This window comes from Hymenobacter sp. UYP22 (assembly GCF_040547285.1).
GTDB lineage: Bacteria > Bacteroidota > Bacteroidia > Cytophagales > Hymenobacteraceae > Hymenobacter.
In genome coordinates, this window is record NZ_JBEPPK010000010.1 from 103924 (window position 1) to 129459 (window position 25536).

Below are 25536 nucleotides of genomic sequence, written 5' to 3' on the forward strand. Positions count from 1 at the left end.
TAGAGCAAACCACACGCTTGTAGCTTATTGAAGCTAGTTATGAATAGAGAACGGCAGGCCGGGACGCCGCCGAACTGCTCGAATATTCAGGGATTTACCCCCCAAAGCCCCGGGAGCTGCCCCGGCTGCCGAAGCCACTGCTGCGGCTGCTACGGGGCGCCGAGCTGCGGAAGGTGCTGCGCGACACGGAGCGGCGCACCGTAGGGCTGGCGCTAATGCCCGCGTTGCCGCTGGTGCGGCTGCCCGTGAAACCCCGCCCAAAAAAGCCGCGCCGCTCATTGTCCCGCTCCCGGGCAATGTTCTGCCGCCAGCCGTTGTTTCCCTGGAAGATGCCGGGCGAAGCATAGTAGCCGGTGTTAGGCGTAAGCCAACGGCCGGCCATGTACCCAATGCCACTCCACATGAGCACATCCATCATGCTGGTGCTGCCTACCCGGTTTTCGGGGTAGCGGCGGGTGTAGTCCTGCATCTGCTGCTGCAACGCCTGGCCTTGCAGCGTATCTACTTTTCCATCGAGGTGCCGCAAGATGGCGGCCACTTCTTCCTTGCCGGCCGGGCGCTCAGCCGTAATTTTCCACTGGCCTGGCTGCGTTTCCGTCATTTCAGTAATAACCCCCTGGGTGTAGGAGTCGGTGGCATTGTCCCAGGAAGCTTCCGAAGCATCCGAGCGGCTGTCGTTGGAGGAGCAGGCGGGCAGGGCACCTAGGCCCAAGCTGGCAGCCGCCGTGAGCAGAAACAGGTTGCGGCGCCAGTCGCCGAGGCGGTAAAAAGGGCGTTTCATAGCAAGGAAAGAGAAGTGGCAGATTGAGAGGCTAAAAATAGCAGGAATACGCTTTTGGGCTGTTAAGCTAGGGCTGCCGCTCTAATACTGGCTGCAGCACCTGCCACACGTTGGCGGCCAGCAACTTCTGACCTTCGGCGTTAGGATGCACCCCGTCGGGGAGATTAAGATGGCGTTGGCCCAGTACACCGTGCAGCAGAAAGGGTACAAAGTCTACTAAGTTTTTCTCCGCCAACTGCCGGAACAAGGCATTAAACTCCTGAGCATAGTTGCCCAACCGACCCCCGCCCAGCGTAGCCAGCGGCCCCAAATCAAAGGGAAACTCCAGCCCTACCAGTACCAGGCGGGCCTCAGGGTGGGCCCGGCGCACCGCATCCAGAATAAACTGCAGGTTCTGGGTGGTTTCCCGTACCGGAATGCCGCGCAAACCGTCGTTGGCGCCTAGCTCCAGCACAAACACGTCAATCGTAGTAAAGCGCTGAAGAACGGAGCTGATGCGCTGGCGACCCCCGGCCGTGGTTTCGCCGCTTACGCCGTAGTTGTAAGCTTTGTAAGCGAGGCCAGCCGCGTCAATCTTTTCCTGAATACGGGCCGGAAACGACTCACTGGCGCGGAGCTGGTAGCCGGCCGTTAGGGAGTCGCCGAAGAAGAGAAGAGTGTGCATAAAAAGAAGCCGAAAAGAGAAAGGGCAACCAGCTAAACGATTCGATGGAGCCAGAGTTCGGCCCAGCCTGATACGCACGTGCTCCAGCAGAAAAGTTGAAGCCGACAAACTTTTTTGGCCTTTTTGGGCTTTACCTTTGCTGCCAGATGAGAATGATTCTCCTCTGATAAGTCTGATTTCTTCTACCAATCAACCGCATAATGTCCGTAACGAAAGCCACTGACGCCGATTTTCAGCAACTACTGCAAGATAACGAGAAGGTAGTAGTGAAATACTACGCCGATTGGTGCGGCAACTGCCGCCTGTTCTCGCCCAAGTTTAAGCGCCTGGCCGAGCAGAACGAAGGCATGGCCTTCTTGGACGTAAACGCCGAAACCAGCCCTGAGGCCCGCAAACTGGCCAGTGTAACCAACCTGCCCTTCTTTGCCGTGTTCCGCAACGGGGAGCTGGTAGATACCGTGGCCGCCAGCAAAGAGGAGGCCGTAGCCAGCCTGATTTCGCGCCTGAACTAAGCCTGCTTCGCTATGAAAATGCCCGTAATCAAGCGCCTGGTAGAAACCCAGACGCTGGAGAGCCTAATAGCTGCCGAGGAGGCTCTACTGGAAGAACAGACTCCCGCTTTCGAGGTGGAAGGCGAAGATGAAGGCGAACAGCTCACGCACGTATTCGCGGCCATCTTCATCCTCAACCACATGAAGGATACCGGCGCCGACTTCAAAACCGCCCTGCGCGAATACACCGCCAAAGTCCGCGTAAGCATCAGCTAATTGGTGAAGTGGTGAAATGGTGAGTTTGACGTTCTACTGGTGCAGAATAGCGCAGATTGAACATCAAACTCACCATTTCACCACTTCACTATTTAAGCCGATACACGCCGGGCGTGTTGGTGGGCTCGTAGCGGCTAAAAATGGTGGGTATCTTGTACTGTAGCTCCGGTACAAGGCCACGCTGGTCGATGAGGTAGCGGGGCGGGGCCAGCTGGAAGTTGCGCGCCACCCGAAACACGGCGTCGTACTCGTTGAGGCGTCCCAGGTCGGTTTGGGCCAGTTGCCAATCCAGGTACGGCGTAGCCAAGCGGTTTTGGGCGTAGGGCCGCATATCGGGGCCCAGCACCAGAATTTGCTGGCCCTGCAGAAAAGCGTAGCGAGGGTTGGGCTGCACGGCGTAGCGGCTCTCCAAAGGAACCGGAATAAGGGCATCCAGAAACAGGGCCGAGCGGTAGCGCATCACCAGCACTGCCCCCACCACTACCAGCAGCAACAACTCCGGCACCCAGGCCCGGCGGTTCCTCTGCCAGAGGTAAAGGCTGAAGTACGTGAGCGGGGGCAGAATGAGTACCAGCGTACCCGGGGCCCGGCCCCCGCCGGCCGCGCCCATCGCCACGGCTACTACCAGCCACACCAGCATCAGCTGCTGAAACTTCACCTGAAACACCAGGCCCGGCGGAATGGCAAAGCTGCGCCCCAGGCCCAGCAGCAGCACCAGCCCCGGCAGGACCAGTAGCCGCAGTTGCACCCACAGCGGCAGGCCATCGGCCCCGGCCACCAGCCCGCTGAACGTGGGCTGCAAATGAAACTGCGAAAAGCCCGGCAGTGAGTTAGTGTACAGGAAAAACGTAGTTACCACCGCGTACGGGAAGAAAAAGCCGCACAGCAGCAGCAAAAAGCTCCGGAAAGAGCTGGCCGCGAAGATAATAACGGCAAATAGCCCTAGCAGCAGAAACAGCGCCAGCGGCAAATAGCACAACGCCGCCACCCCAATCAGAAACCCCGCCCGAAACAGCCGCCGGTTGTCATAGCCCTCCCGGGAGGTGGGCAGCAAGGCACTGAAGGCGGCTATAAGAAAGGAGTGCCCCAGCAGCAGCGGTGAGAGGATGTCTAGGTCGGGGGTGATGGAACCTAGCAGCAAGTACACCAGCGCACCCACGTAGCCCCGCTCGGGATGCACATCGGCGCGGTTGAGTACAAAGTTGAAGCGCAAAGCCTGGAACGTGAAAAGGGCCAGAGCCAGCAGCCGGTGCAGCCACAGCAGGCGGTTGCCGGCCAGCTCAACGAGGCCTGCCAGGGCCGCCGCCAGCGGGCCCGTGCTGTCGTACACGTCTTGGTAGAGGCGGGCTCCGTCGTGGAGCCTCTCGCCTATCAGCAGGCTGCGTAGCTCCACGGGCATCAGCGGAATGCCCCACCACAGCAGCGGCAACCGCAGGGCCAGCAGCAGCAGCAGCAACACCACTAGGCGGGTGAGCAGGGAGCTTTTAAAGAATTGAAGCAAGAGAGAAAGAGCTTAGAAACCGGGGTGCTCCAGGGGGCGGAAAAGCGCAACGCGCGTTGGTTTGCCGCCGCCCTGAGTGTCAGCTGGCAAATATAGCGTCCCTCTTCGGCCCTGGCTGCAGGTACTCAAGTCCGTAAGTCCCTATCTTTGCCGATTCTTATGGATAGCAAACGACAACAAAAGGTAGCCAGCCTGCTCCAGCAGGATTTGGCCGCCGTATTTCAGCGCGACTTACCACACGTGTTTCCGGGCCTCCCCCCGGGCATTACCCTCGTGCGCGTCTCGCCCGACTTGGGCGTGGCCCGCGTGTACTTGAGCGTGCTCACGGTAGGCAACAGCGGCTCCGATACCCAGCAGTTGGATCTGGTGCTGGACAATGCCAAGGAAATTCGGCAGGCGCTGGCCAAGCGCGTGCGCAAGCAGCTGCGCATTGTGCCCGAGCTGGTATTCTTCCTCGATGACTCGGCCTCCTACGCGGCCCACATGGACCAGGTGCTGGGGCAGTTGCACATTCCGCCCGCCACCCCCAACGAGTCGGCCCCCGACAACCCCGACGCTACGCCCAAACGCCCCAAACTCTTCGCCGACGAAGACGAGCTGTGAGGTGGTGAAATGGTGAAATGGTGAGTTTTTGCGCTGCCTGTTTCGCCATTAGCACAGCCAACTCACCATTTCACCATTTCACCACCTCACCTCCTTGTACTACGACCCGATTAAAAAGTCGCTCGGCGAAGTGTTCAACCGGACGCCCTGGTTGCGCCAGCTATTTTATCATCTGCTCGATTTGCTGCTGCTGCGTACCTGGCACGTGCACCGGGAGCTGCGGCAGTGGTCCAAGGGCCGAACCGGGGAGGCCCTGAACATCCTGGATGCCGGCTCCGGCTACGGGCAGTACACCTACTGGCTGTCGGGGCTGAGCCGCAAATGGCAGATTCTGGCCGTGGATGTAAAGGACGACCAAGTAGCCGACTCCAACCGCTTCTTCCGCCAGATTGGCCGCACCAACGCCCAGTTTGCCGTGCAGGACCTAGTACTCTACCAGCAGCCCAATTCCTTTGATTTGGCGTTGTCGGTGGACGTGATGGAGCACATTCTGGAAGACGTGGAGGTATTTCGTAACATTCACGCCTCCCTCAAGGACGGTGGAATGCTGCTGATTTCTACCCCCTCCGACCAAGGCGGCTCCGATGTACACTCCGACGGCGAAACCAGCTTCATTGAGGAGCACGTCCGGGACGGCTACAATATTCACGAGATTCAGCAGAAGCTGCGCACCGCCGGCTTTGAGCGCATTGAGGCCCAGTACAGCTATGGGGAGCCGGGCCAGGTTTCCTGGCGCCTGAGCATGAAATACCCCATTCTCATGCTGGGCAAGTCGCGGCTGTTTTTCCTGTTGCTGCCTTTCTACTATCTGCTTACCTTCCCGTTCTGCTTGCTGCTCAATTGGTTCGATGCTAACTCCAAGCACGAATCGGGTACGGGCCTCATTGTAAAAGCCTGGAAATAGACCTTTTTCGTTCAGTGGCGTATCTTGCTCCTGATTATCCCGTTGCTATTTCCTAAACGCAGCCTTTAACTAGCTCCGCCCCGCGCCCCGCACGTGAACGTACCTTTGCTCATTGCCCGGCGTTATTTTCTCTCGAAGAAGAAGCGCAACATTATCAGCATTATCTCCAACATTTCCATGGTGGGCGTGGCCGTGGGAACGATGGCGCTGATTATTGTGCTGTCAGTGTTCAATGGGCTGGAGGATCTGGTACGCAGCCTCTACGGCAAATCGGACCCTGATCTGGTTATTACTGCCGTCAAGGGTAAATCCTTTGAGCTCCAAGCCCCCATGCTGGCTACCCTGCGCGCCACGCCCGGCGTGGCCTTGGTGACGGAGGTAATCGAGGACAACGCCCTGCTGCAGTACCACGACCGGCAAATGGTGGTGAAGATGAAAGGCGTTTCGGATAACTACCACCTGCAAAGCAACATCGATTCGGCTATTGTGGATGGCAGCCACCGCCTGCACCGCGACGGCATGGACTACGCCCTGGTAGGTGCCGGCGTGCAGCACGAGCTCAGCATCACCCTCGACAACCGGTTTTCGCCCATGCACTTGCTGTACCCGCGTAACACGGGCCGCAAAACGCTGTCGATGAACCCCGAAACCGCCTTCAACGAGCAGAATATTCTGGCCGGCGGCGTGTTCCTGATTGAGCAGCACATCGACGACAGCTACATTTTCGTGCCCCTGGAGTTTGCCCAAAACCTGCTGCGCTACGGTAACCGCCGCACGGCCCTGGAGGTGAAAGCCAAACCCGGCCGCGACATTGGCGACGTGAAGGATGCCCTGAAAAAGCAGCTCGGCAGCAGCTTCAAGGTATTGGACTCTGACGAGCAGCACGTGTCCCTGCTGAAGGCCATCAAGGTGGAGAAGATGTTTGTATTCATCACCTTCGCCTTTATCCTGCTCATTGCCAGTATCAATATCTTCTTCTCCTTATCAATGCTGGTGATTGATAAGCGCAAGGATATTGCCGTGCTGATGGCCGTGGGAGCTAGCTCCCGTACCATCCGGAATGTGTTTTTGCTGGAAGGAGCCATTGTAGCCCAGGTGGGCGCGGTAACCGGACTGGTGCTGGGCGTGGGTATTTGCTGGCTCCAGCAAACCTTTCACATCGTGAGCATGGGTATGGCCACCAGTGTGGTAGATTCTTACCCGGTTAAGATGCAGCTCTCCGACGTGGTGCTCACGGGTGTTGCCATTATCGTCATTACCATTGCCGTATCCATCCGGCCTGCCCTGAACGCTGCCAGCCTCGATTTGCGAGAGAATTTATAGCGCGTTCCACGTAAGAAATTCAATCCGTATTTGGGAAACCGCTCCGTTGTTCCTGCCGACGGACCACTGGGTTTTCCCAAATTGGTAGCGCAGCCGAATTGACCGTAAAAAAAGGGGCTGATTCGGCTTGTTTCTTTACAAGAAACTATAACTATAAAAAGGGAAGACCGTTACCTTCGTAGACTGTAAAGGGTAATCCGACGGGTAAATTCTATCCGTTGAACTGGATAATGTAATTATTCATGGATTAAATTTTACTTTTTGGTAGAAAATATGGTATTTGGCAACTGATATTACCCTCAACGTTGCATTCTAGTTACCAACTATGAAGGTTTCAACTTCACAGCCATTTCAAATAGTATATTCATTACTCGAGCACGAGTATCTGGGCTATTTATTTGAGTCGTATGTAGTGCAGCGCAACCAGCGCGGGCAGCTTACCCTGCAGCACCAGACGGTTTCGGCCAAGAACGCGCCGGAATTTGCCGATGGCCTGGACGAAACGGACTTTGAGCTGATTGCCCTCACCGACCAGATTCAGCAGGACGCGGTAATCAAGGAATTCTGGTCGAAGAAAACCACTCCGGCCGACTTCTTTTTAAAAATTTACGACGCCGATAAAGGCGACAAAAACCTGCAGGAGGCTATTTGCCACTACGTGCAGGACCGCATGGGCCAGATTCTGGCGCGGCTGCAGGGCAAGTATGTGTTCATTACGGGCAAAGACGGGGAGCCAACCTGGCGGGAAATCAGCGTAGCACCTGAACCTGCTTCTGTACTGTTCCATTTCCGGCGCAACGAGGAAAGCACCCATTATTTCCCCACCATTCAGTATCAGGGCCAGAAGCTCGATTTTCAGTACAAAAACGCCGTGATTGTGTGCGAGCATCCGGCCTGGCTGCTGCTGGGCGACGTGCTGCACAATTTTCACAACGATGTGGACGGCAAAAAAATCAAGCCCTTTCTCAACAAGAAATTCATTGTAATTCCCCGGCAGGTAGAGGACAGCTACTTTCAGCGCTTCGTGGCGCCACTAGTGGAGTCGTTTGATGTGCATGCCCGTGGGTTTGATATTCGCTCGGAGCGGTACGTGGCCCGGCCCCAGCTCACGTTTTCGGATGCGCCCCGGGTTACGGTGGCTACGGCCGCGCCGGCTGCCCGCACGGCTGTAGCCCGACGAAGCACCACAACCACGGCCGTAGCCACCGCCGATGCCCCTTCCGACCATATTCACTTCGACCTGAGCTTCCGCTACGGCGACCATACCGTGCATACTACCCACGACAAGCGGGTGTGCGTGAAGCTGGAAAAGAAGGAAGACAATTACATATTTCACCGCCTCATCCGGAACCTGGACCGGGAGCAGGAAATCATTGCCGAGCTAGCCGACCGCGCCCTGGAAGTACGCAATGGCCGGGCCGTGCTGGAAAAAGCCACCGCTTTCCGCTGGCTGCATCACCACGCCGATGAGCTGGCCCGCATGGGCTTTACGGTGCAGCAGGGAAGTAGCTCGGGCAAAGATTATTTCATTGGGGCCATAACGGTGCAGGTAGGCATTACCGAAACCAACGACTGGTTTGATGTGCACGGCACCGTGTCCTTTGGGGAGTTTGAAATTCCCTTTATCAAGCTGCGGCCCTACATCCTGAATAAGCGCCACGAGTTCCGGCTCCCCAACGGACAGATTGCCATCATCCCGGAGGAGTGGTTTTCACAGTATCTGGAGTTATTCGCCTTTTCAGAGGAACATGCCCACACCCTCACCCTGCGCAAGCACCACCTAGCGCTGGTATCGGACCTACAAAACGGTAACCTGGCCACGGTGGTGATGAGCCGCAAGCTGGAAAAGCTACGCGAGTTTGATACCGTGGAAGACCGACCCATGCCCGCCTCTTTCCGGGGCGAGTTGCGACCTTACCAGAAAGCCGGGTATAACTGGCTGCACTTTGTGCAAGAGTATCAGTTTGGGGGCTGCTTGGCCGACGATATGGGGCTGGGCAAAACCATCCAGACGCTGGCGCTGCTGCTGCAACGCAAGGAAACGGCGGCAACCAGCGGAGCAGCTTCCCTGCTGGTAATGCCTACCTCCCTGGTATACAACTGGATGACGGAAGCCTTCAAGTTTACGCCCACCCTGCGCCTGCTGATTTACACGGGCACGTACCGCGACAAAAACGTGGAGCAGTTTGCCGACTACGACGTGGTGCTGACCAGCTACGGTATTGTGCGCCTGGACGCGGAGCTGCTCAAAACCTACAAGTTCGACTACGTGATTCTGGACGAGTCGCAGGCCATCAAGAACCCGGGCTCCACTACCTCCCAGGCCGTGCGGGGGCTGCACTCCCGCCACCGCCTCATCCTCACGGGTACGCCGGTAGAAAACAGCACCATGGACTTATGGTCGCAGATGTCGTTCATCAACCCCGGTCTGCTGGGTACTCAGGCATTCTTCCGCAAGGAGTTTCTCAAGCCCATTGAAAAAGGCAAAGACGAGGGGAAAACGCGCCGCCTGCACGCCCTTATCAAGCCGTTCATCCTGCGTCGGCATAAGGCGCAGGTGGCCAAGGAGCTGCCCGAGAAAATTGAGAACCTGAGCTACTGCCCCATGACGGAGGAGCAGCAGCAGTGCTACGAGGAAACCAAGAGCTTCTACCGCAACAAGATTCTGCAGAGCCTGGAGGAGCACGGCACGGCCAGCACCCAGTTCATGCTGCTGCAGGGCCTCACCAAGCTACGCCAGATTGCCAACCACCCCCGCATGGCCCACGAGGACTACGAGCATGAGTCGGGCAAGCTGCGGGAGGTGGTACGCATGATAAAAAATGTAGTGTCGGAAGGGCACAAGGTGCTGGTATTTAGTCAGTTTGTTAAACACCTGGATATTGTGCGGGCGGCCCTGGATGAGCGACAGATTGAATATGCTTACCTGGATGGCAACACCCGGGACCGGCACAAGGAAGTGGCCCGCTTCCAGGAAACAGACGACCTGCGCGTGTTCCTCATCAGCCTGAAAGCGGGCGGCGTGGGCCTCAACCTCACCGCCGCCGACTACGTGTTCATCCTCGACCCTTGGTGGAACCCTGCCGTGGAGGCTCAGGCCGTAGACCGGGCCCACCGCATCGGGCAGCAGCGCACGGTATTCACCTACAAGTTCATCACCCAGAACACGGTGGAAGAGAAAATTCTGGCCCTGCAGAACAAGAAAATCCAGCTCGTCACCGACCTCATTACCACCGACGAAGCCATTATCAAGAGCCTCACCCGCGAGGATATCGAGGAGCTGCTAGGCTAGAGAAGTATACGACGTGACCCTGTATGGGAATATTTGACGCGCCAAAACCCGTTCGGGTAGAAATAAAAGATCATACGCTGCACTGCATCATCTGTCGGCACCAGGGTTTTCACCGCAACGAGGTGAAGCTGGAACGCGTCGGGCTGTTCACTTCCGACTGGGCTGACCCGCATGCCATCTGCTACGCGTGCGACAATTGCGGCTACCTGCACTGGTTTATGCCGAAGTAGGGGGCCACGGCTCCGGCAAAACCCTGGGCCGTTGGTTGAGGTTAAACCGGGTATGCACCTCTACCTCCGCACGCACGTTGCTGCCGCGCCCGCCCAGGTGTGGCAGGGCTTTACCCGAGAGCTGTTTCTGGCCCTGGCCCCGCCGTTTCCGCCGTTTCGGCTGCGGCGGTTTGATGGCTGTCACCGCGGCGACGAGGTGCACATTGAATTGGGAGCTGGCCCACTGCGCTACCCCTGGACCTCGCTCATCACCGGCCACGGCGTGACGCCCGATGGCACCTACTATTTCGTGGATGAGGGCCAGCAGCTGCCGCCGCCGCTGCGCCACTGGCGGCACCGCCATCTGCTGCAGGCCGCGCCCGGCGGCGGTACCTACATTGTGGAGGATCTGGAATACACCGCCGGCAATGCGGTGCTGGATCGGCTGCTGTGGCCGGCCATGTGGGCGCAGTTTGCGTGGCGGCGGCCCATTTACCGCCGCTGGTTCGGGCAACCGGGGCAGTAGAAGTGCCGGAAAGCCCCGCTTGGGCAGCGGTGAGCGGGCGGAAGCCGTATAGCACCCCGGCAAGTCGTGTATCTTGCCATTCCTCTGGTTTTGCTTATGTCTGCTCCCTCTACTTCTGGCCGTTTCCTAAAGTTGTTTTCCTACCTGCTGGTGTTCACGGGGGCACTGGCCGCCGGTTGCCGCAGTGCGCAAACGGCCTACCAGTTCAAGCCCGCCGGGGGTGCGGTGGCGGTGCGCCCGGTTCCTGCCGATACTGCCGCCAACCAAGCTGCTACGCCTGCCCCAACGATGGTAGTACCAGTGGCAGCCGGGCTCCCAACGGCTACCAGAAAGAGCTATACCAAGCCCCAAATGAAGCGGCAGCTGCGCCAAGCGGTGGCCCAGGTGCAAACACGCCTTGCGGCCACGGCTACCCCCGGCCGCAAGTCGGCGGCACAGCAGGTGCACCGGGTGGCCGGGCCCCGGCACACCACCGAAGTAGGCTTGGGTACCACGGTGCTGGGCGTGCTGGGACTGGTAGTGTTGCCCATCAGCCTCATTGGCCTGCTGATTTGGGGCGGGCCGGTATGGGCAGTGCTGGCCGGGCTGGCCGCTCTGGCGGTACTCATTGCTTACCTCGACCCGTTTGCGTAGCCGCGCGGTGTGGCGGGGGCAGCTGATTGAGTTACCTTTGTAGTCCACTTCACCCGTCACTTGCCATGTCCCTCGCCGTCATCACCCTCAAACCCGGAAAAGACCAGTCCCTGCGCCGTCGGCACCCGTGGGTATTTTCGGGGGCTATTGGCCGGCTGCAGGGCGAGGTGGTGGAAGGCGAAGTAGTGCAGGTGCAGGCCGCCAACGGGGAAGTACTGGGCGTGGGCCACTACGCCCCCGGCTCCATTGCCGTGCGCATGCTCGATTTTGGCCCCTCGGCCCAGCTGCCCGATGCGGCGTTCTGGGAAAGCCGCCTGCGCAACGCCTACCAGCTGCGCCAGGGCCTGGGCCTCACGGGCACCGGCAACACCAACGTGTACCGCCTCACCCACGCTGAGGGCGACGGTCTACCCGGCCTCATCATTGACGTGTACGGCGACACGGCCGTGGTGCAGGCCCACAGCGCGGGTATGTACAAAGCCCGCCCGCTCATTGCCGAGGCCCTGCAGCAGGTAATTCCTGACCTGCGCGCCATCTATGACAAGAGCGCCGAAACCGTACCGGCCAAAGCCGCCCCGGGCGCCCAAAATGGCTACCTGTTTGGGGGAAGCACCGGGCAGGAGCACGTGGTGCACGAAAATGGCCACCCCTTCGCCGTGGATTGGGAAACGGGCCAGAAAACCGGGTTTTTCATTGACCAGCGCGACAACCGCAGCCTGCTGGCCCGCTACGCGCCCGGCCGCCGGGTGCTCAACACGTTCTGCTATACTGGGGGCTTCAGCTCCTACGCCCTGCAAGCCGGGGCCGAGCTGGTACATTCCGTGGACAGCTCAAAGCGGGCCATTGAGCTTACGGAGCGCAACGCCACCCTCACCGGCCTGGAAAACAAGCACGCCGCCTACGCCGAGGACGTGTTCAGCTTCATGAAGAACAGCCAGGAACAGTACGACCTCATCGTGCTAGACCCGCCGGCGTTTGCCAAGCACCTCTCGGCCCGCCACAACGCCCTGATGGGCTATAAGCGCCTGAACGCGGCCGGCATCCGGCAGATTGCGCCCGGCGGCTTGCTATTCACCTTCAGCTGCTCCCAGGTAGTATCGGCCGAGCTGTTTGAAGGAGCGGTACTGGCCGCTGCCATTGAGGCCGGCCGCCCGGCCCGCATCCTGCACCGCCTCACCCAGCCCGCCGACCACCCCGTGAGCCTGTTCCACCCCGAAGGCGAATACCTGAAAGGGCTGGTGCTGGCCGTGGAGTAAACTTCTGCCGTTGCGGAGGCGGTTGTAACTGGAGGCCATTGCTGCATCAGTAGCGTTTCCCTCGTTAAATCAAGGAGCAATTTGCCGTATTCCACTGCTGGCCATCTTTAGCTGAAAAGCCCCTTCTACACATGCAGAAGGGGCTTTTCAGCTAAAGGCGACCCAAAGAAGACTAGGGGTTAACGTGCTTGAGCTTCTGGCGACGACGCTCCTGGGCTTGCTTTACACGACGGTGCAGGGCCTCACGGGCGGTTTCAGGCTGCTTAGCGGCCGGGTTGGTTTCGGCTTTGATGGACTTGGTCGACATACAAAAGAAGGTTATGGTCTGCTCAAAGATAGCCTTCTCCGGCATATCGGAGCGCATCTTTGGGGTCGGCCGAAGGTTTGGAACATCACTCAATCGGCCGGCTTGCCTGCCGTGGCATTCCGGTGGCTACGCATGAGGACGTCTCGGTGGCGCAGGTATTTATGCAGAATGACCATATAAATACTGGCCGAAGCGTAGCCAGAGTGGTTCTGTACGCTGCCCATAAACGCCGAAAGCCGGCCCACCCCCCTAACTGGTGAACCGGCTCCGGTAGGTACCTGCCCGGCGCTGGTAGCCCGGCAGGTGAAGCAATAATTAACCAAGGAGAAAATGTAGCGGTGCCTCGCAAACTGCGCTGCTACGTGAGCTTACTTGTATTGGTAGTAGCGCACGTAGTCCACCTGCATCTGCTGGGGGAAAGTGGTGGATGCATCAGGGTTGCCATCGAAGTGCCCACCCACGGCCACGTTTAGAATCACGAAGAAGGGGTTGTTGAAGGGGAAGGGGCTGGCGTCGCTGCCCGTAAACTGATAGTAAGGCTGCATTTCCCCATCCAGGTAGAAGCGGAGCAGATCTTTGCTACGCACTACGGAATAAGTGTGGAAATCCGTGGATACATCAAATGGTACCGGTTTGGTAATACCCTTGAAGCGGTGGTCGGCCGAACTGTTACCGAAATGCATGGTGCTCAAAAACTCCCGGGGCTGGCTGCCGCGGAGCTCCATAATGTCAATTTCGCCGCACTTAGGCCAGTTATTCTGGTCAATGTCGGCGCCGAGCATCCAGATAGCGGGCCAGATGCCCTTACCCTTGGGAAGCTTGGCCCGCACATCAATGCGGCCGTACTGAAAACTTTTCTTGCCCTTGGTAATCAGGCGGGCCGAGGTGTAGGAGTTAGGCCCGGTTTGCTTGGCCTGAATCACGAGGTTGCCCCCGCTCATGTACGTGTTATCGTTGGTGTTGGTATAGGTTTGCAGCTCGTTGTTGCCCCAGCCCCCGGCTCCCAGCTCCTGGGTCCATTTGGTCTGGTCGAGGGCGCCAGTTTCAAACTCGTCGCTCCACACCAGCTCCGTGTACTGGTTGTATTCGCGGGCACTCTCGTTCACAACCGGAGCGGCCGGTGGCGTGGGGGTAGGCTGCGGAATATTCTTGGTTTTGGTTTCGGTGCAGGCCAGTAGGCTCAGGGCCAGGGCGGCGGCCAGCAGGGGCGGGGTGGTAGAGGGCACGTATGACATAAGTGGGAAAGGCAGAAAGAAGGCTAAAGGTGCCCGATACAGGACCCCTGGCACTGGCAAAGCCGGCCAGCGCATCGCACTGGCCGGCTCGCCGGAAAGAAACCTCAGTAGTGGCGCCTACTTGGCCACCATCTTGATGGTAAATACTGTGCCGCCGTTCTGGCCGCTGCCGGCGCGCAACGTCATCTTATTGGCGTCGATGCTCAGAATGCGGTATACCCGCTCCGTGGGCGAGGCATCCGTGGCTCCGATAAAGGCATCGGCCTTCGTGAGCGTGAACTGGGCTAGGCCAGTGCCGGAAGCCGGCCCGAACACGTACCCCGACGTGGTGGACAGGCCGGGCTGGCAGGTGTAGTCCTTCTTGTTGGCGAAGAAGGTTTCGCCTTTGGAGTCGTAGGTGAACTGGTCGTTCATCGAGAAGGTGTACTCATCGTCGGACTGGCAGGCGGGCAATTCCCCGGCCTTTACGCCCGCGAAGTATTTTAGGGGCTCAGCCTCAGTGCCTACTGTAATGGGGGCATCGGCCTTGTTGTCCAGCATCCATACCTTGGACGTGGTGCCCGTCAGCAGACGCTTATAGGGGGCCGTGGCATCAAAGGGCATCAGGGTTACCACCGTGCGGGTACCATCGGGATTGGTGCCCCGCAGGCGCAGCTTGGTGTCGGTAGCCTCCAGAATGTCGTAGGTTTTATTGGATACCGAGTCGGGCAGGCCAATGAAGCCGCCCTTACCCTGGAGCACAATCTGGCCCAGGCCACCCGCTACCGGACGGAACACGAAGCCCCCGCCCCGGTTTAGGGACGTGCCGCAGGCGCCGTTCTGGAAGGTCTGGCCGCCGCTTTCGTAGGCGGTAGTGTAGCTGTTGCTGAAGGAGAACTGGTCGTCGAGCTGGCAGTTAGGCAGCACCGCCGAGGTGGAAAGCACTGCCCCCGAAGCCGACTCCCGTACAATGGCGCCCGGCTCGGTGGAGAAGGACCACACGCGGGTACCGCTACCGGCACAGTTTACCAGCTTGCTAAAGCCCGCATTGGTGCACACGTCGGGAATTACCACGTTCTGCTTGTCAGAAATGCCGGTGCCGCCCCGGCCCGCCGTAATCAGCTCCACAGCATAGGTGCCCGGCTGCGTGTAGGTGTGGGTGATAGGGGTGCCCGAGCCGCGGGAGTTGTCGCCGAAGTTCCACTGGTAGAGGAACCCGTCCTGGCCGGTGCTGGTGAAGGTTACGGCTACCGGGTACTGCGTGGTATTGAGTTGGTAGCTGAAGCTGGAGGTGGGTACGGCTCCCTCCAGTTTGGCGTCATCATCTTCCTTTTCGCAGGAAGACAGCAGCAAGGGCGCAAGCAGTAGGCCCAAAGCCGCAAGGCGAGTAATATAATGCATGAGAAGTTGGCGTGGGAATAAGGTGGGAAGTTGACGGCTGGAATGCCGCCGCCCGAAGTTCAAGCAAAGCGGCAGCGGCATTCCGGATACTATCCATCAGCAAAGGGTTAATAACCAGTGTTCTGGCGCAAGCCGGGGTTCACGTCCAGCTCCGACTGCGGAATGGGCAGCACCACGTTGAAGGACTTAATGCCCTTGGCCTTCAGCTGGGTTGAAGTGAGTAGCTCACCGGTCCGCTTCATGTCAAACCACCGGTCGTTTTCGAAGGCCAGCTCGTACTTCCGCTCCCGCCAGATGGCCTGCTTGTAGGCGTCGCCGCTCAGGCCCGACAGGTCGTTGCTGCTGGTGCTGTTGATGGGCTTTCCGAAGGCGCGGCGGCGCACTTTGTTGAGGGCTTCAAACCCCTCCGTGGAAGGGCCGGCGGCCTCGGCCAGAATCAGGTAGACCTCGGCCAGGCGCATTACCGGAATGTTGAGCTCCGAGTCCCAGATGTTGGTGTTCGTTTTGCCTACAAACCACTTCTTCACGCCGTAGCCGTTGGGTGAGCCGGGTAGGGAGGCGGGTTGCGTACGGCCGTCGGGGTACACGTCGCCGGGCTTCCAAATGGTGGCGTCGCGGCGCAGGTCGCCGGCCTCGTAGCCCGCCACAAAATCAGCCTCCGGAATGTTGAACCCGTAACCGCCCTGGGGCACTACGCCTTGGCCGCGGGGCCCGAAGAACTCGTTGCCGCTGAAACCGGGGCCATCCTGGGTCCACTGGTTGCGGCCCGAGATAAACTGCGCCTCAAACAACGACTCCTTGCCGTTCTCGTTGGCTACCTTGAAGTTATCGGCGTAGCTGTCCCATAGTACCTTGCCGCTGCCATTGATAACCTCCCGGGCGCGGGTAGCAGCCTCCCCCATTTTACCCTCGGTGAGATACACCTTAGCCAGCAGCGCCGTGGCCGACCACTTGGTAGCCCGGCCAATATCGTCGCCGCTATGGGAGGGGGGGAGGTTACCGATGGCGTCAGTCAGATCTTTCTCAATCTGAGCGTACACCTGCGCCGCGGCCGTGCGCGGAATATTCACCTCGGCCAGGGTGGTAGGCGGGGTGGTTAGCAGGGGCACGTCGCCGTACACCCGCACCAAGTCAAAGTAGTACTTGGCCCGCAGGAACTGCGCCTCGCCGATGCAACGCTTCTGAATAGCCGCGTCGATGCTCATGGCGGGTACCTTCTGCAGCACAATGTTGGCCCGGCCAATACCCACGTAGCAGCTGCCCCACAGGCGGTTTACCACGGGGTTGGTGGTGGGGATGTTGTAGAAATCCAGCTGCTGGTACTCAATACCATCACCGCCGCCGCCGCCGCCGGTAGTAGAAATATCGGAGCCAATATCACCGATGCCCCAGAGGGCAGCGTTGTACTGGCCGGCCGTAATCAGCTCGCCGTAAATAGCCGTGGTGGCCTGAATAGCGTCGGTGGCGGTGCGGTAGAAGTTGGCGTCGGTTACCTGGTCGGTGGGGGCTTCTTCCAGAAATTTTTCGCCGCACCCGCCCAGCAGGCCCAGCGTGAGCAGCCAGGCGCCGGTGGTTACTTTGTATTTATGTAGGGGTAGCATGATCAGAAAGCAGTTGGGGTGGGATTAAAAACCAATGTTGATGCCGGCCAGGAACACGCGCGGCTGCGGGTATACCCCCAGGTCAACCCCACGGGAACCCACCTCGGGGTCGTAGCCGCTGTACTTGGTCAGGGTTACCAGGTTTTGGGCCGTTACATACACGCGCAGCTGTTTGGCCGCAATGCGCTCCTGCAGGCTCTTGGGCAGGGCATAGCCCAGCGTGAGGGTTTTCACGCGTAGGTAGGAGCCATCCTCCACGAAGTAGCTCGACACGCGCAGGTTCTGGTTGGGGTCGGCGTTGTCGCCGCCCACGGCCCGGGGCACGTCGTTGCTGGTGCCGGGGCCCGTCCAGCGCTTCAGTACCCGGGTGCTGCCGCTGCTGTTGCCGTACAGCGGGCTTTCCAGGATGTAGCGGTTCTGGTTGTAGATGTCGTTGCCCTGGGAGCCCTGCACAAAGATGTTCAGGTCAAAGCCCTTCCAGGTCAGCGTGTTGTTCAGGCCGTAAATGAAATCGGGGTTGGGGTTACCGATAAACGTCCGGTCGTCGGCGTTGATAATACCGTCGCCGTTCAGGTCCTTGAAGCGGATGTCGCCGGGGGCGGCGTTGTTTTGGGTGGCGTGGTTGCGCACATCTTCCGGCGTCTGGAACAGGCCATCGGCCACAAACCCGAAGAAAGAGCCGAAGGGCTGGCCCTCATCGTAGCGCACAATAGTGCCGCTGAGCGCGCCCAGACCGTTGTAGGGCTGTCCAACCCCTAACGACTCCAGCTCAGTTTTAAAGGCCGACACGTTCAGGGTGGTGGTCCAGTTGAGGGCGCTGCCGCTGCCTTGCACGTTCCGGGACGTGAAGGAGAAGTCGATGCCCCGGTTGTAGGCGGAGGCCGCGTTACGGTTCACCGACTCGTAGGTACCCGACACTAGCGACACGGGCACGGGGGCAATCAGGTTCGGGGAGTTCCGGTTGTAGAGGTCAATGGTAGCCTCGAAGCGGTTGTCCAGGAAGCCCAGGTCAATACCAACGTTGGTCTGGTTGTTAGTTTCCCAGCGCAGGTCGGGGTTGGCCTGGCGGGTGGGGGCAGCGCCGGGCTGCAGGGTACCGTTGGGGCCCAGCGGGTAGCGGATGCCCGAGTTGATGGCGTAGAGGTAGGCGAAGCGGCCGGCGTTGTTGGGGTTACCCACTTTGCCGTAGCCCACGCGCAGCTTCAGGTTACTGATGACGCTGTTGCCCTTCAAGAAGTCCTCCTCCGAAATGCGCCAGCCGGCCGAAACACCGGGGAAGAAGCCGAACTTATCACCGGGAGGGAAGCTGCTGGAGCCGTCGTAGCGGGCAATGGCCTGGAACAGGTACTTACCAGCAAACTCGTAGTTCACGCGGCCAAAGTAGCTGGCCAGGCGGGAGGGCGGGTTAATGGTGCCGGCGTTGGCAATCTGGGTGTTGATGGGGCCGGAGTTGATTACCTGCAAATCGTTGCGGGCGTAGCCGGTGCGGTAGGCCTCCACGTTGCTGTAGTTGAACTCCTGCGCCGACTGACCCAGCAGCACCGTTACCTGGTGCTTATCGGCAAACAGGCGGTCGAAGGTCAGCGTATTTTCAATCAGGTAGCTGGGCGCGTACGAAGACGTGGCCGTGCCGCCGGCCGTGGCCTGGGTGTAGCGGGTAGAGTACGTTTCCGTGGTGCCGTCCGGGCGATTCACTACCAACTCCGGTACCCCGGGCCGGAAGGCGCGGAAGTTGTCGAAGATGAAGTCGGCCCCTACGTTAGTGCGGAAACGCAAGCCCTTAACCGGCTCCAACTCGGCAAACACGGTAGTAAGGGCGCGGTTGCGGGTAAAGCGCTGGTTGGCAATGGTGGCCGAGGCCAGCGGGTTCTCCTCCACAAAGTTATCCTGCAGACCGCGGGGCTCATAGTAGTAGCCGTCGGGGCGGTACACGGGCAGAATGGCCGGCATGCGCAGCGTCTGCTGTACGGTGCCGTACTCGCCGCTGTTGGAGGTAATCTGCCGGTCGCTTAGGTGAGTCAGGGAGATGCTGTTACCCAGCTTGAGCACTTTGTTTACCTGCACGTCGCCGTTGGCCCGCAACGTGAAACGCTCGAAATCGGAGCCCATAATGGTGCCGTCTTGCTGGAAGTAGCTCCCCGACACGGCAAACCGGGCCTTGTCGCTGCCGCCCGTGGCCGACAGCGCGTAGTTCTGGATGGCGGCCCGGCGGAATACTTCATCCTGCCAGTCAGTGCCTTCGCCCAAGGCTTGGGGGTTGCGCAGGCGGTCCACCACAATAGGGGAGTTGCCGGCCAGGCGGTTTTCGTTGTTGATAACGGCGTACTCCTCTGCGTTCAACAAATCGAGCTTGCGCCACACCTGCTGCACCCCGCGGTAAACGTCCAGATTGAGGGTGGAAGTGCCGGCCTTGCCACGCTTGGTGGTGATGATGACTACCCCGTTGGCCGCCCGCACCCCGTAGATAGCCGTGGCCGAGGCGTCCTTCAGAATGTCAATGGTTTCAATGTCGTTAGGGCTGATGGCATTCAGCTGGTTTTCCCCGCCATCCGGCAGCGGAAAGCCATCCACCACGTACAGGGGGTTGTTGTTGCCCGCCGACGTAATGCCGCGTACCCGCACCGAGGTACCAGCGGCCCCACCCGGGGCCCCGCCGTTGGAGGTTACCGTAACGCCCGCTGCCCGGCCCTGTAGGGCTTGGGTAGCATCGGCCACGGGCTGGGAGGCAATTTCCCGCGCCGATACCGATGATACGGCCCCCGTTACGCTGCCGCGCTCCTGGGTGCCGTAGCCTACTACCACTACCTCGCTCAGGGCGCGGGTATCTTCGGCCAGGGTTACATTGAAGGCCGAAGATGCCCCTGTAACGGGTACCTCCCGGCGCGTAAAGCCTACGTAGCTGATTACCAGGGTAGAGTTATCCGGGGCGTTTAGGCTGAAGCGGCCGTCAGCATCCGTGGTAGTGCCCAGGGTAGTGCCCTTCACAATAATAGTAACGCCTGGGAGCGGGTCGCCATTGGCCTGCGTTACCCGGCCCGATACGGGCACATCGGCCCGAGCGGTAGCCAGGTGGGGGGCAGCTTCTAGGTGGGTAACCGGAGTGGCTAACGCGGGAGCGGCCGACAAGCCACAGGCCGCCAGCCACATTGCCCGGCGCAACGCCTGCGTGTAAAGGTGTTGGTTCATGGATGTGTGGGAATTGAGGGAAGTAAAAGCAGGTAAAAAATGTGGGGAAGAATACCGCAGCATCTTGGGGTGATGCAGCTACCGGGAAGCAAGTGTGGTCTGTGAATTAGTGCTGGCAGCAAAGGTTGCCTTGAGGCGAAGCTGCAGTGCTGAGTGGTGTGCTACTGCCCGGCTAGCAAGAGGAATGCCGGGCTCAACCAGGGACAGAGGTGTAGGGCAACCCCCAAATATATCCGCCCTTGTTTGGGAAAAGCAACAGTAAAAACCCCCTATATAAGCCAGAATAGCGGTTTTTGAGCTTACTTCACACGTGACTTATACACTTACTGCACACGTGCTTTGCCGCACTTACGGCCCCCGCTGGTTAGTTTGGGCCTTTGACTGCTGAAGTAGCAGCACGTAAAAAACAATCGAAAAAGGGACGCATTCGGGCAAGTTTTTTTGCGCCCAAACCCCGGATAAGTGTCCACTTACCTACTCATTGCAGCCAGCCGCCGAGTCGTAGTCGAATTATGGCTGATGCTCCCCAATAGTTGGGTGCTACCCAGCTGGACCATACCTGTTATAAAGCTCGACAGTGTCGATAATCAGGGAGTTACAAAAAAACCGGGGCGGCACCCTCACGTAAGGATGCCGCCCCAGTTGAAGCGTAAAGCCCGGTTGCTAGTTGTTATGCCTGCGTGGTGGCTTCGGCGCCCACACCTTCCTCCACCTCCGCGGCAGTGGCGTCAAGCAGCACATGAGTCCAGCCTTCGTTCTCGTCGAAGTCGGGGGCGTGGCGGCGGCGGCGCATGGCTTCCAGCACTTTCTGGCTGAAGCTCCAGCAAGTGCCCTGCCGTAAATCGAGCAGGCGGGAAAGCTCCTGGGAAGAGTAGTTACCCTTGTGCGTGTAAATCAGAAATACCGCGTAGAAGGCCTTGATGATGGAGAACTTGCACTTCTGAAGCAACGTGTAAGCCGTGGCCGACTCCACGTAGCGGCACTTAGTGCAGCGGCGGGAATGGGGCTCCCGGCCGTCACAGTATTTCTCGTGGCCGCACTTGCGGCAGTGGTAGCCCTCAGCCCACTTTAGATTGGCCAGGTAGGCGAGGCAGGCATCCTTATCGGGATAAATCTGGCTGAATTCCCCAAAATCTACCTCCTTGGATAGTACGCGGGCTGTTTTCACTTCCTGCAGATCGTGTTGCAGCTCCGTGTTCAGCTTCTCAATGGCCGCCGACTGCAAGGCCAGCAAGCCGTTGGCCTGCAGCAGCTCCCGGTTCTGGGCCGCAATGGTGTCGCTCTGCTGGCGCAGCTCGTCGGTGCGCTGGGCTACCAGGTTTTCCAGTTCACTGTTCAACTGATCTTTGAGGTCCTGGTTGTGCTGGAGCTGCTCCACCAGCTGCTGCTGTACCGTGTGCTTTTTGCGCAGCTGCTTCACCAGCTTGTCCTGGGCGCGGATGGTGGCATCCTTAATCGCCTTGATTTTCTCGCCCAAAGCGTACGACAGCACTACCACTTCAATCACGAAGGCCACGTTCATACTGTACACCGTGGCCGTGCTAGTGAAGGTGCTGATGCCCAGCTTACGCAGAATCAGGAAGCATACACTAATGGCCACCAGCGCGTGGGCCAGCAAAAAGAAGCGGGCCGCCCGTTGGCCCTGCCGCCACACCCGCACGGCGGCGTAGTAAATGAGACCGTAGGGCAGCAGATAAAACCAAAATCCCCAGCCCGAGTTCAGCCACAGCGCATCAATAACCAAGCCTACCACGCTCAGGATTACCACGCCCCGCACCCACTTGTCAAAGTGGGGCAGGCGCTGGGGCATATCCAGAAACTGGCGGGCGTAGTAGCTGAAAGTGAGCAGTAAGAGGATGGGAGAGCCGGCAATAATCAGCTCATTCAGGGCCGGATAATCGGGCCAGATGTACTGAAAACCCAGGCCATCTTCGGAGAGGAACACCAGGCTGCAGCTCAACACGTACAGCACGTAGCGCAGGTAGGTTTGCTCACCAATAAAGAGGTACAAGCAGAGGTTGTACACCACCATAATCAGCAGAATCCCATAGAACCCCCCCAACAGGCCGTATTCATTCTGAAAATGAACGGCCAGGGGCTGCTCGGTGCGCAGGCGGCTGAGAAAAGTGGTTTTGGAGCTGGACTGCAGCCGCAGGTAGTAGGTGTGGGTTTGGTTGGCCTGCAGGGGCAGCCGGAACAGGAAATTCTTGTACGGAAATTTACGGGTGAGCAGGGGCAGGTCGGAGCCGGTGACGGTGGGCACGGCACCATTGGCCGGGAAAAACTCCACGCTGTTCAGGTGGGAGTCGAACATTTCCAGGTACCAGTGCTGACTTAGCTCGCCCTCGGCCCGGATAATCAGGCGCATCCAGTAAGCCGAGCCCGGGTGCTCCATGGTGGTGGTAGGCAGCCGGTTACCCGCCTGAAACTGGCTGGCCCGCTGGGGCTGGCGCACCTCATCAAGGGTGAGCCGGCCGGTGGAGTCTTCCAGAATACTGTAGAAAGCGGGGTCCACAAACAGCTCCTCCAGGGCTGGCTGCACCCGTAGCGTATCGCCGGGGCGAGCCAGGGCCAGGGGCGCGCAAAGGAAGGTCAGCAGTAACAGGCTGCTCAGCGTCAGGAAAGAGAACCAGGTAGCCCGACGCAGTGGGAATTGAGGGGTTACGGGTTTCATAGCAGCTTCTAAAGTACAAAAAGCTAGCAGTGTTTAATCACTCACTGGTGCGGGCCGTGGTGGCAGTTGGCTCAAAACGCAGCCAGCCCAACTGCTGCACCGGCGCTTCTACCAGCACGCGCAAGGTGTGTTGGCCGGCTGGTAAAGCAGGGGTGTTCAAGGTCACCGTTGTCCAGGCGGCACCAGCCGGTACGGTGGCAGTTCCTACCGGTAAGCTGTCCATTTGCAGGCTTAAGCGCCCGGCCTCAGCCCCTGGGTGCAGGCGCAACTCTACCTTGTAAGCGCCCGGCGTGGCTACTGATACGGTATAGGTAAGCCATTCACCGGTAGCTAGTTGCTGCACGGCAAAGCCATTGGGCATGTCGGGGCTCTTAATAATATCCACGCCGTCGTTGCGGTACGCGCCCCCTTGGTTGTGGGGAGTATAGTCGCGGTAATCAGTGCGGGCCGAAAAGTCGTCGTGGTAGGCCACGCCGTCGCGGCCCAGGTCGTAGTCGGTAGCCGCAATAGTACCGGGAATGGTCAGTTGAGCAAACGCCTGGCGGGCGGCGGGTTGAGTGAGGGCGGCCGCTACGTCGCGGTTAATCTGGCAGTTAGCAAACTGGGCGTTGCGCAGCAGCGCGGCCCGGCCCTGGGGGGTCAAGATGCTGCCGTAGGGCGCTATGCGCAGCAAACCCGCCCCGGAGTCAACCCGCTTGATGTTCCAGTGGCCCCAGCCAATGCCCCGGTCGTTGAGGCCCTGCACGGCGGCGGCAAACCACTCGTTGGAGTTTTCGCCGGTTTCGCCCACCCACACCGGTACCTGCCATTTGTCGCGGAAGGCGATGAGGTTGCTGAGCAGGTTGATTTGGTTGGGGTTGGGGTCGGCGGCCTCGGCGGTATTAGGGCACCAGTAGCGGTGGGCGTTATACACCAGGTTGGCCGTGCTCTTCACCTTCAGCTTGTCGGGGGTGAGGTTGGTGTACTCGTTGCCGTAGCCGTTGCCCTCTACCATCAGCAGGTGCTGGTCGTTGCGGGCGCGCACGGCGTCAATCAGCCGGGAATACAGGGTATTAAGCTCTTGGTTGTCGGCCGTCAGGCCATTGGCCACGTTCAGGTTGTGGGGCTCATTGATGAGGTCGTACATGGCAATGGCCGGCTCGTTGCGGTACCGGTCGGCCAGCATTTCCCAGAGGCGCACGGTTATGTCCTGGTAAATCAGGCGGCCTTTGGCATCGTGGCGCTTCCAAAGGTCGAGGGGCAGGAAATTGTCGTTGATGTTGCGGTCGGTACCCTGGCCGCCGGGGGCCGCGTGCAGGTCCAGCACTACGTACATCTTGTTGGCCGCGCACCATTTTACCACCTCGTCAATAAACCGGATGCCGTCCAGCTTACGGGGTTTCGCAAACAATTGGCCTTCGTCGTACCACTGGCTGAGCTGCTGCACGTAGGCAGTTAGCTTCTGCGGGTTTTGGGGGTCCCGGATTACCTCGGTGCGGGCATGGCGCTGCTCGGGCGTCAAAAATAGGTCGTAGTGCAGGGGCAGCCGTACGCAGTTAAAGCCCTGCCGGGCCAAAAAGTCAATGTCGGCCTTGGTGATAAACTGCTGGCGGTACTGGCGGTAGAACTTCTCTACCTCCGCCTCCGGCATAGTGCGCAGCAGGGCCTGCTTGATGCGCCACTGGCTGTTGAGCGTATCGGTACCCAAAATGTAGCTTTCCTGGAGTAGCCAACCGCCCACGTTGTAACCCCGCAGCACTACTTCGCGGCCAGTGGCATCCACGGTTTTGGGGCCGGCGGCGTGCAGGGGGCTGAGGCGCTGGCCGCTGGCGGGGCTGGTAGTTGCCAGCAGGGCCCCTAGCAGTAACCCCAGGTAACCGGAGAGAAAAGACGCTTTGCGTGGGCCCGGTAGCAGCCGGTTTTGGCAAATCATAGCACAACAATTGGGTGGGAGAAGGCAGAGGCGAGGAGAAAAAAACAGGGCGGAGAAGCTCCGCCCCGTTTCCGCTTTTTCTCACTCGTGTAGTATTGTGGCAGATGGGGCCGGCCCGTGGCGGCCGTTGCAGCGGCCAGCTTGCTCAAAGAGCAGGGTCGGGGCGGCCAGCTCCGTCACCTCACTTGCCGGCTGCCCGGGCGGTAGGGTGGCAAATCGGGCCGGGCCGGGAGGCGGCCGCAACGGCAGAAGCCAGGGTAACCACCAGATTGCCCGCGGCCGGCCAGAATACCGAAGCGGCGCACGGGAGTAGTGCGGGGGCAGGGCCACTAGAAAGGTCGGGGGCGCTGCGGCAAGCGAAGTCCAGGGGGCTGCAGTGGGCAGAGGTGGCTACGCGTTGGTGAACGGGCCCTGCACGGGCGCTGAGCAAGCAGAGGCTAAACTCAGATGCGGAGTAAAATGGTCATGGAGAGTGTGGGAAGTTGGTTGGGGGAGCAGGCAGAGGAAATCATCTGCGGCGGCAACGGCCCACGGCGCCGGCCAGCCAACGTTGCGGGCTACGCGCCCTGATTGATGGCACTGGGCCAGTCGGTTGAGTTCCTGACCAAATGTAGCGGTGTGTGCTGTAGAAAATCAAGGTGTAAATTGGTGTTTCCAAGCTGGAAACAGAGGTTTTGCGTTACGTCACACGCCGGCTTATACACTTAGCGCACACGTAAAACGCCCGATTGGCCAACGAAGATCAACAGGTACTGCTACCGAGAAGGGCGGCTAGTAAACAC

19 protein-coding genes are annotated in these 25536 nt (G+C 59.5%); 9 read left to right on the top strand and 10 right to left on the bottom strand.

Annotation, left to right across the window (positions count from 1 at the left end; all coding sequences use genetic code 11):
- Positions 1-94 precede the first annotated feature (94 nt).
- Both ABIB60_RS15620 and ABIB60_RS15625 read right to left on the bottom strand, forming a co-directional pair.
- A complete protein-coding gene (locus ABIB60_RS15620) occupies positions 95-781 on the bottom strand; it encodes a Cj0371 family chemotaxis-regulating polar lipoprotein (protein ID WP_354581179.1) in 687 nt (228 codons plus the stop codon).
- Positions 782-848: 67 nt separating this feature from the next.
- The gene (locus tag ABIB60_RS15625; protein WP_354581181.1) at positions 849-1445 is read right to left on the bottom strand and encodes an arylesterase; all 597 of its coding nucleotides are present in this window, start codon (positions 1443-1445) and stop codon (positions 849-851) included.
- Positions 1446-1645: 200 nt separating this feature from the next.
- Between ABIB60_RS15625 and ABIB60_RS15630 the strand changes: the two genes are divergently transcribed.
- Together ABIB60_RS15630 and ABIB60_RS15635 are read left to right on the top strand one after the other, a co-directional pair.
- Positions 1646-1957: a thioredoxin family protein gene (locus ABIB60_RS15630; protein WP_044003852.1), complete on the top strand. Its 312-nt coding sequence runs from the start codon at positions 1646-1648 to the stop codon at positions 1955-1957.
- A 12-nt stretch (positions 1958-1969) separates the two neighbouring features.
- On the top strand, positions 1970-2212 hold the full coding sequence (locus tag ABIB60_RS15635; protein ID WP_354581183.1) for a DUF6952 family protein: 243 nt from the start codon (positions 1970-1972) through the stop codon (positions 2210-2212).
- 88 nt (positions 2213-2300) lie between these two features.
- On the opposite strand, the gene ABIB60_RS15640 is transcribed toward ABIB60_RS15635, so the two are convergent.
- Positions 2301-3713: a hypothetical protein gene (locus ABIB60_RS15640; RefSeq protein ID WP_354581184.1), complete on the bottom strand. Its 1413-nt coding sequence runs from the start codon at positions 3711-3713 to the stop codon at positions 2301-2303.
- Between the two features lie 159 nt (positions 3714-3872).
- Here ABIB60_RS15640 and ABIB60_RS15645 point away from each other — a divergent pair, with 159 nt between their 5' ends.
- From ABIB60_RS15645 to ABIB60_RS15675, 7 genes are all read left to right on the top strand, one after another.
- A complete protein-coding gene (locus tag ABIB60_RS15645; RefSeq protein ID WP_354581186.1) occupies positions 3873-4316 on the top strand; it encodes a ribosome-binding factor A in 444 nt (147 codons plus the stop codon).
- 94 nt (positions 4317-4410) lie between these two features.
- Positions 4411-5220, top strand: coding sequence for a class I SAM-dependent methyltransferase (locus ABIB60_RS15650; RefSeq protein WP_315999593.1), 810 nt, complete (start codon positions 4411-4413; stop codon positions 5218-5220).
- 93 nt (positions 5221-5313) lie between these two features.
- Entirely contained in the window at positions 5314-6543 is a 1230-nt protein-coding gene (locus tag ABIB60_RS15655; RefSeq protein ID WP_315999592.1) for an FtsX-like permease family protein, read from the top strand.
- A gap of 325 nt (positions 6544-6868) precedes the next feature.
- Positions 6869-9835, top strand: a complete 2967-nt coding sequence (locus ABIB60_RS15660; protein WP_354581187.1) for a DEAD/DEAH box helicase — start codon at positions 6869-6871, stop codon at positions 9833-9835.
- Positions 9836-10117: 282 nt separating this feature from the next.
- Positions 10118-10570, top strand: a complete 453-nt coding sequence (locus tag ABIB60_RS15665; RefSeq protein WP_354581188.1) for an SRPBCC family protein — start codon at positions 10118-10120, stop codon at positions 10568-10570.
- A gap of 96 nt (positions 10571-10666) precedes the next feature.
- Entirely contained in the window at positions 10667-11203 is a 537-nt protein-coding gene (locus ABIB60_RS15670) for a hypothetical protein (RefSeq protein WP_354581190.1), read from the top strand.
- Between the two features lie 65 nt (positions 11204-11268).
- Positions 11269-12459: a class I SAM-dependent rRNA methyltransferase gene (locus tag ABIB60_RS15675; RefSeq protein WP_354581191.1), complete on the top strand. Its 1191-nt coding sequence runs from the start codon at positions 11269-11271 to the stop codon at positions 12457-12459.
- Positions 12460-12631: 172 nt separating this feature from the next.
- Here the strand turns inward: ABIB60_RS15675 and ABIB60_RS15680 are convergent, their stop codons facing one another.
- The 7 genes from ABIB60_RS15680 to ABIB60_RS15710 form a co-directional block, all read right to left on the bottom strand.
- Positions 12632-12766 (bottom strand): hypothetical protein, encoded by a 135-nt coding sequence (locus tag ABIB60_RS15680; RefSeq protein ID WP_354581193.1) that lies wholly within the window; start codon positions 12764-12766, stop codon positions 12632-12634.
- Between the two features lie 368 nt (positions 12767-13134).
- On the bottom strand, positions 13135-14001 hold the full coding sequence (locus ABIB60_RS15685; protein WP_354581195.1) for a glycoside hydrolase family 16 protein: 867 nt from the start codon (positions 13999-14001) through the stop codon (positions 13135-13137).
- 117 nt (positions 14002-14118) lie between these two features.
- Positions 14119-15381 (bottom strand): PKD domain-containing protein, encoded by a 1263-nt coding sequence (locus tag ABIB60_RS15690; RefSeq protein ID WP_354581196.1) that lies wholly within the window; start codon positions 15379-15381, stop codon positions 14119-14121.
- A gap of 107 nt (positions 15382-15488) precedes the next feature.
- On the bottom strand, positions 15489-16982 hold the full coding sequence (locus ABIB60_RS15695; RefSeq protein WP_315997489.1) for a RagB/SusD family nutrient uptake outer membrane protein: 1494 nt from the start codon (positions 16980-16982) through the stop codon (positions 15489-15491).
- 24 nt (positions 16983-17006) lie between these two features.
- A complete protein-coding gene (locus ABIB60_RS15700) occupies positions 17007-20168 on the bottom strand; it encodes a SusC/RagA family TonB-linked outer membrane protein (RefSeq protein WP_354581197.1) in 3162 nt (1053 codons plus the stop codon).
- 670 nt (positions 20169-20838) lie between these two features.
- Positions 20839-22842 carry a 7TM diverse intracellular signaling domain-containing protein gene (locus ABIB60_RS15705; RefSeq protein WP_354581198.1) on the bottom strand — a complete coding sequence of 668 codons (2004 nt, stop codon included), beginning with the start codon at positions 22840-22842 and terminating at the stop codon, positions 20839-20841.
- A gap of 37 nt (positions 22843-22879) precedes the next feature.
- Positions 22880-24754, bottom strand: coding sequence for a cellulase family glycosylhydrolase (locus ABIB60_RS15710; RefSeq protein WP_354581200.1), 1875 nt, complete (start codon positions 24752-24754; stop codon positions 22880-22882).
- Positions 24755-25536 lie beyond the last annotated feature (782 nt).

Coding starts and splice junctions, on each gene's coding strand:
- ABIB60_RS15620 (WP_354581179.1), bottom strand. CDS start 781: ATGAAACGCCCTTTTTACCGCCTCGGCGACTGGCGCCGCAACCTGTTT.
- ABIB60_RS15625 (WP_354581181.1), bottom strand. CDS start 1,445: ATGCACACTCTTCTCTTCTTCGGCGACTCCCTAACGGCCGGCTACCAG.
- ABIB60_RS15630 (WP_044003852.1), top strand. CDS start 1,646: ATGTCCGTAACGAAAGCCACTGACGCCGATTTTCAGCAACTACTGCAA.
- ABIB60_RS15635 (WP_354581183.1), top strand. CDS start 1,970: ATGAAAATGCCCGTAATCAAGCGCCTGGTAGAAACCCAGACGCTGGAG.
- ABIB60_RS15645 (WP_354581186.1), top strand. CDS start 3,873: ATGGATAGCAAACGACAACAAAAGGTAGCCAGCCTGCTCCAGCAGGAT.
- ABIB60_RS15660 (WP_354581187.1), top strand. CDS start 6,869: ATGAAGGTTTCAACTTCACAGCCATTTCAAATAGTATATTCATTACTC.
- ABIB60_RS15665 (WP_354581188.1), top strand. CDS start 10,118: ATGCACCTCTACCTCCGCACGCACGTTGCTGCCGCGCCCGCCCAGGTG.
- ABIB60_RS15670 (WP_354581190.1), top strand. CDS start 10,667: ATGTCTGCTCCCTCTACTTCTGGCCGTTTCCTAAAGTTGTTTTCCTAC.
- ABIB60_RS15675 (WP_354581191.1), top strand. CDS start 11,269: ATGTCCCTCGCCGTCATCACCCTCAAACCCGGAAAAGACCAGTCCCTG.
- ABIB60_RS15680 (WP_354581193.1), bottom strand. CDS start 12,766: ATGTCGACCAAGTCCATCAAAGCCGAAACCAACCCGGCCGCTAAGCAG.
- ABIB60_RS15685 (WP_354581195.1), bottom strand. CDS start 14,001: ATGTCATACGTGCCCTCTACCACCCCGCCCCTGCTGGCCGCCGCCCTG.
- ABIB60_RS15690 (WP_354581196.1), bottom strand. CDS start 15,381: ATGCATTATATTACTCGCCTTGCGGCTTTGGGCCTACTGCTTGCGCCC.
- ABIB60_RS15695 (WP_315997489.1), bottom strand. CDS start 16,982: ATGCTACCCCTACATAAATACAAAGTAACCACCGGCGCCTGGCTGCTC.
- ABIB60_RS15700 (WP_354581197.1), bottom strand. CDS start 20,168: ATGAACCAACACCTTTACACGCAGGCGTTGCGCCGGGCAATGTGGCTG.
- ABIB60_RS15705 (WP_354581198.1), bottom strand. CDS start 22,842: ATGAAACCCGTAACCCCTCAATTCCCACTGCGTCGGGCTACCTGGTTC.
- ABIB60_RS15710 (WP_354581200.1), bottom strand. CDS start 24,754: ATGATTTGCCAAAACCGGCTGCTACCGGGCCCACGCAAAGCGTCTTTT.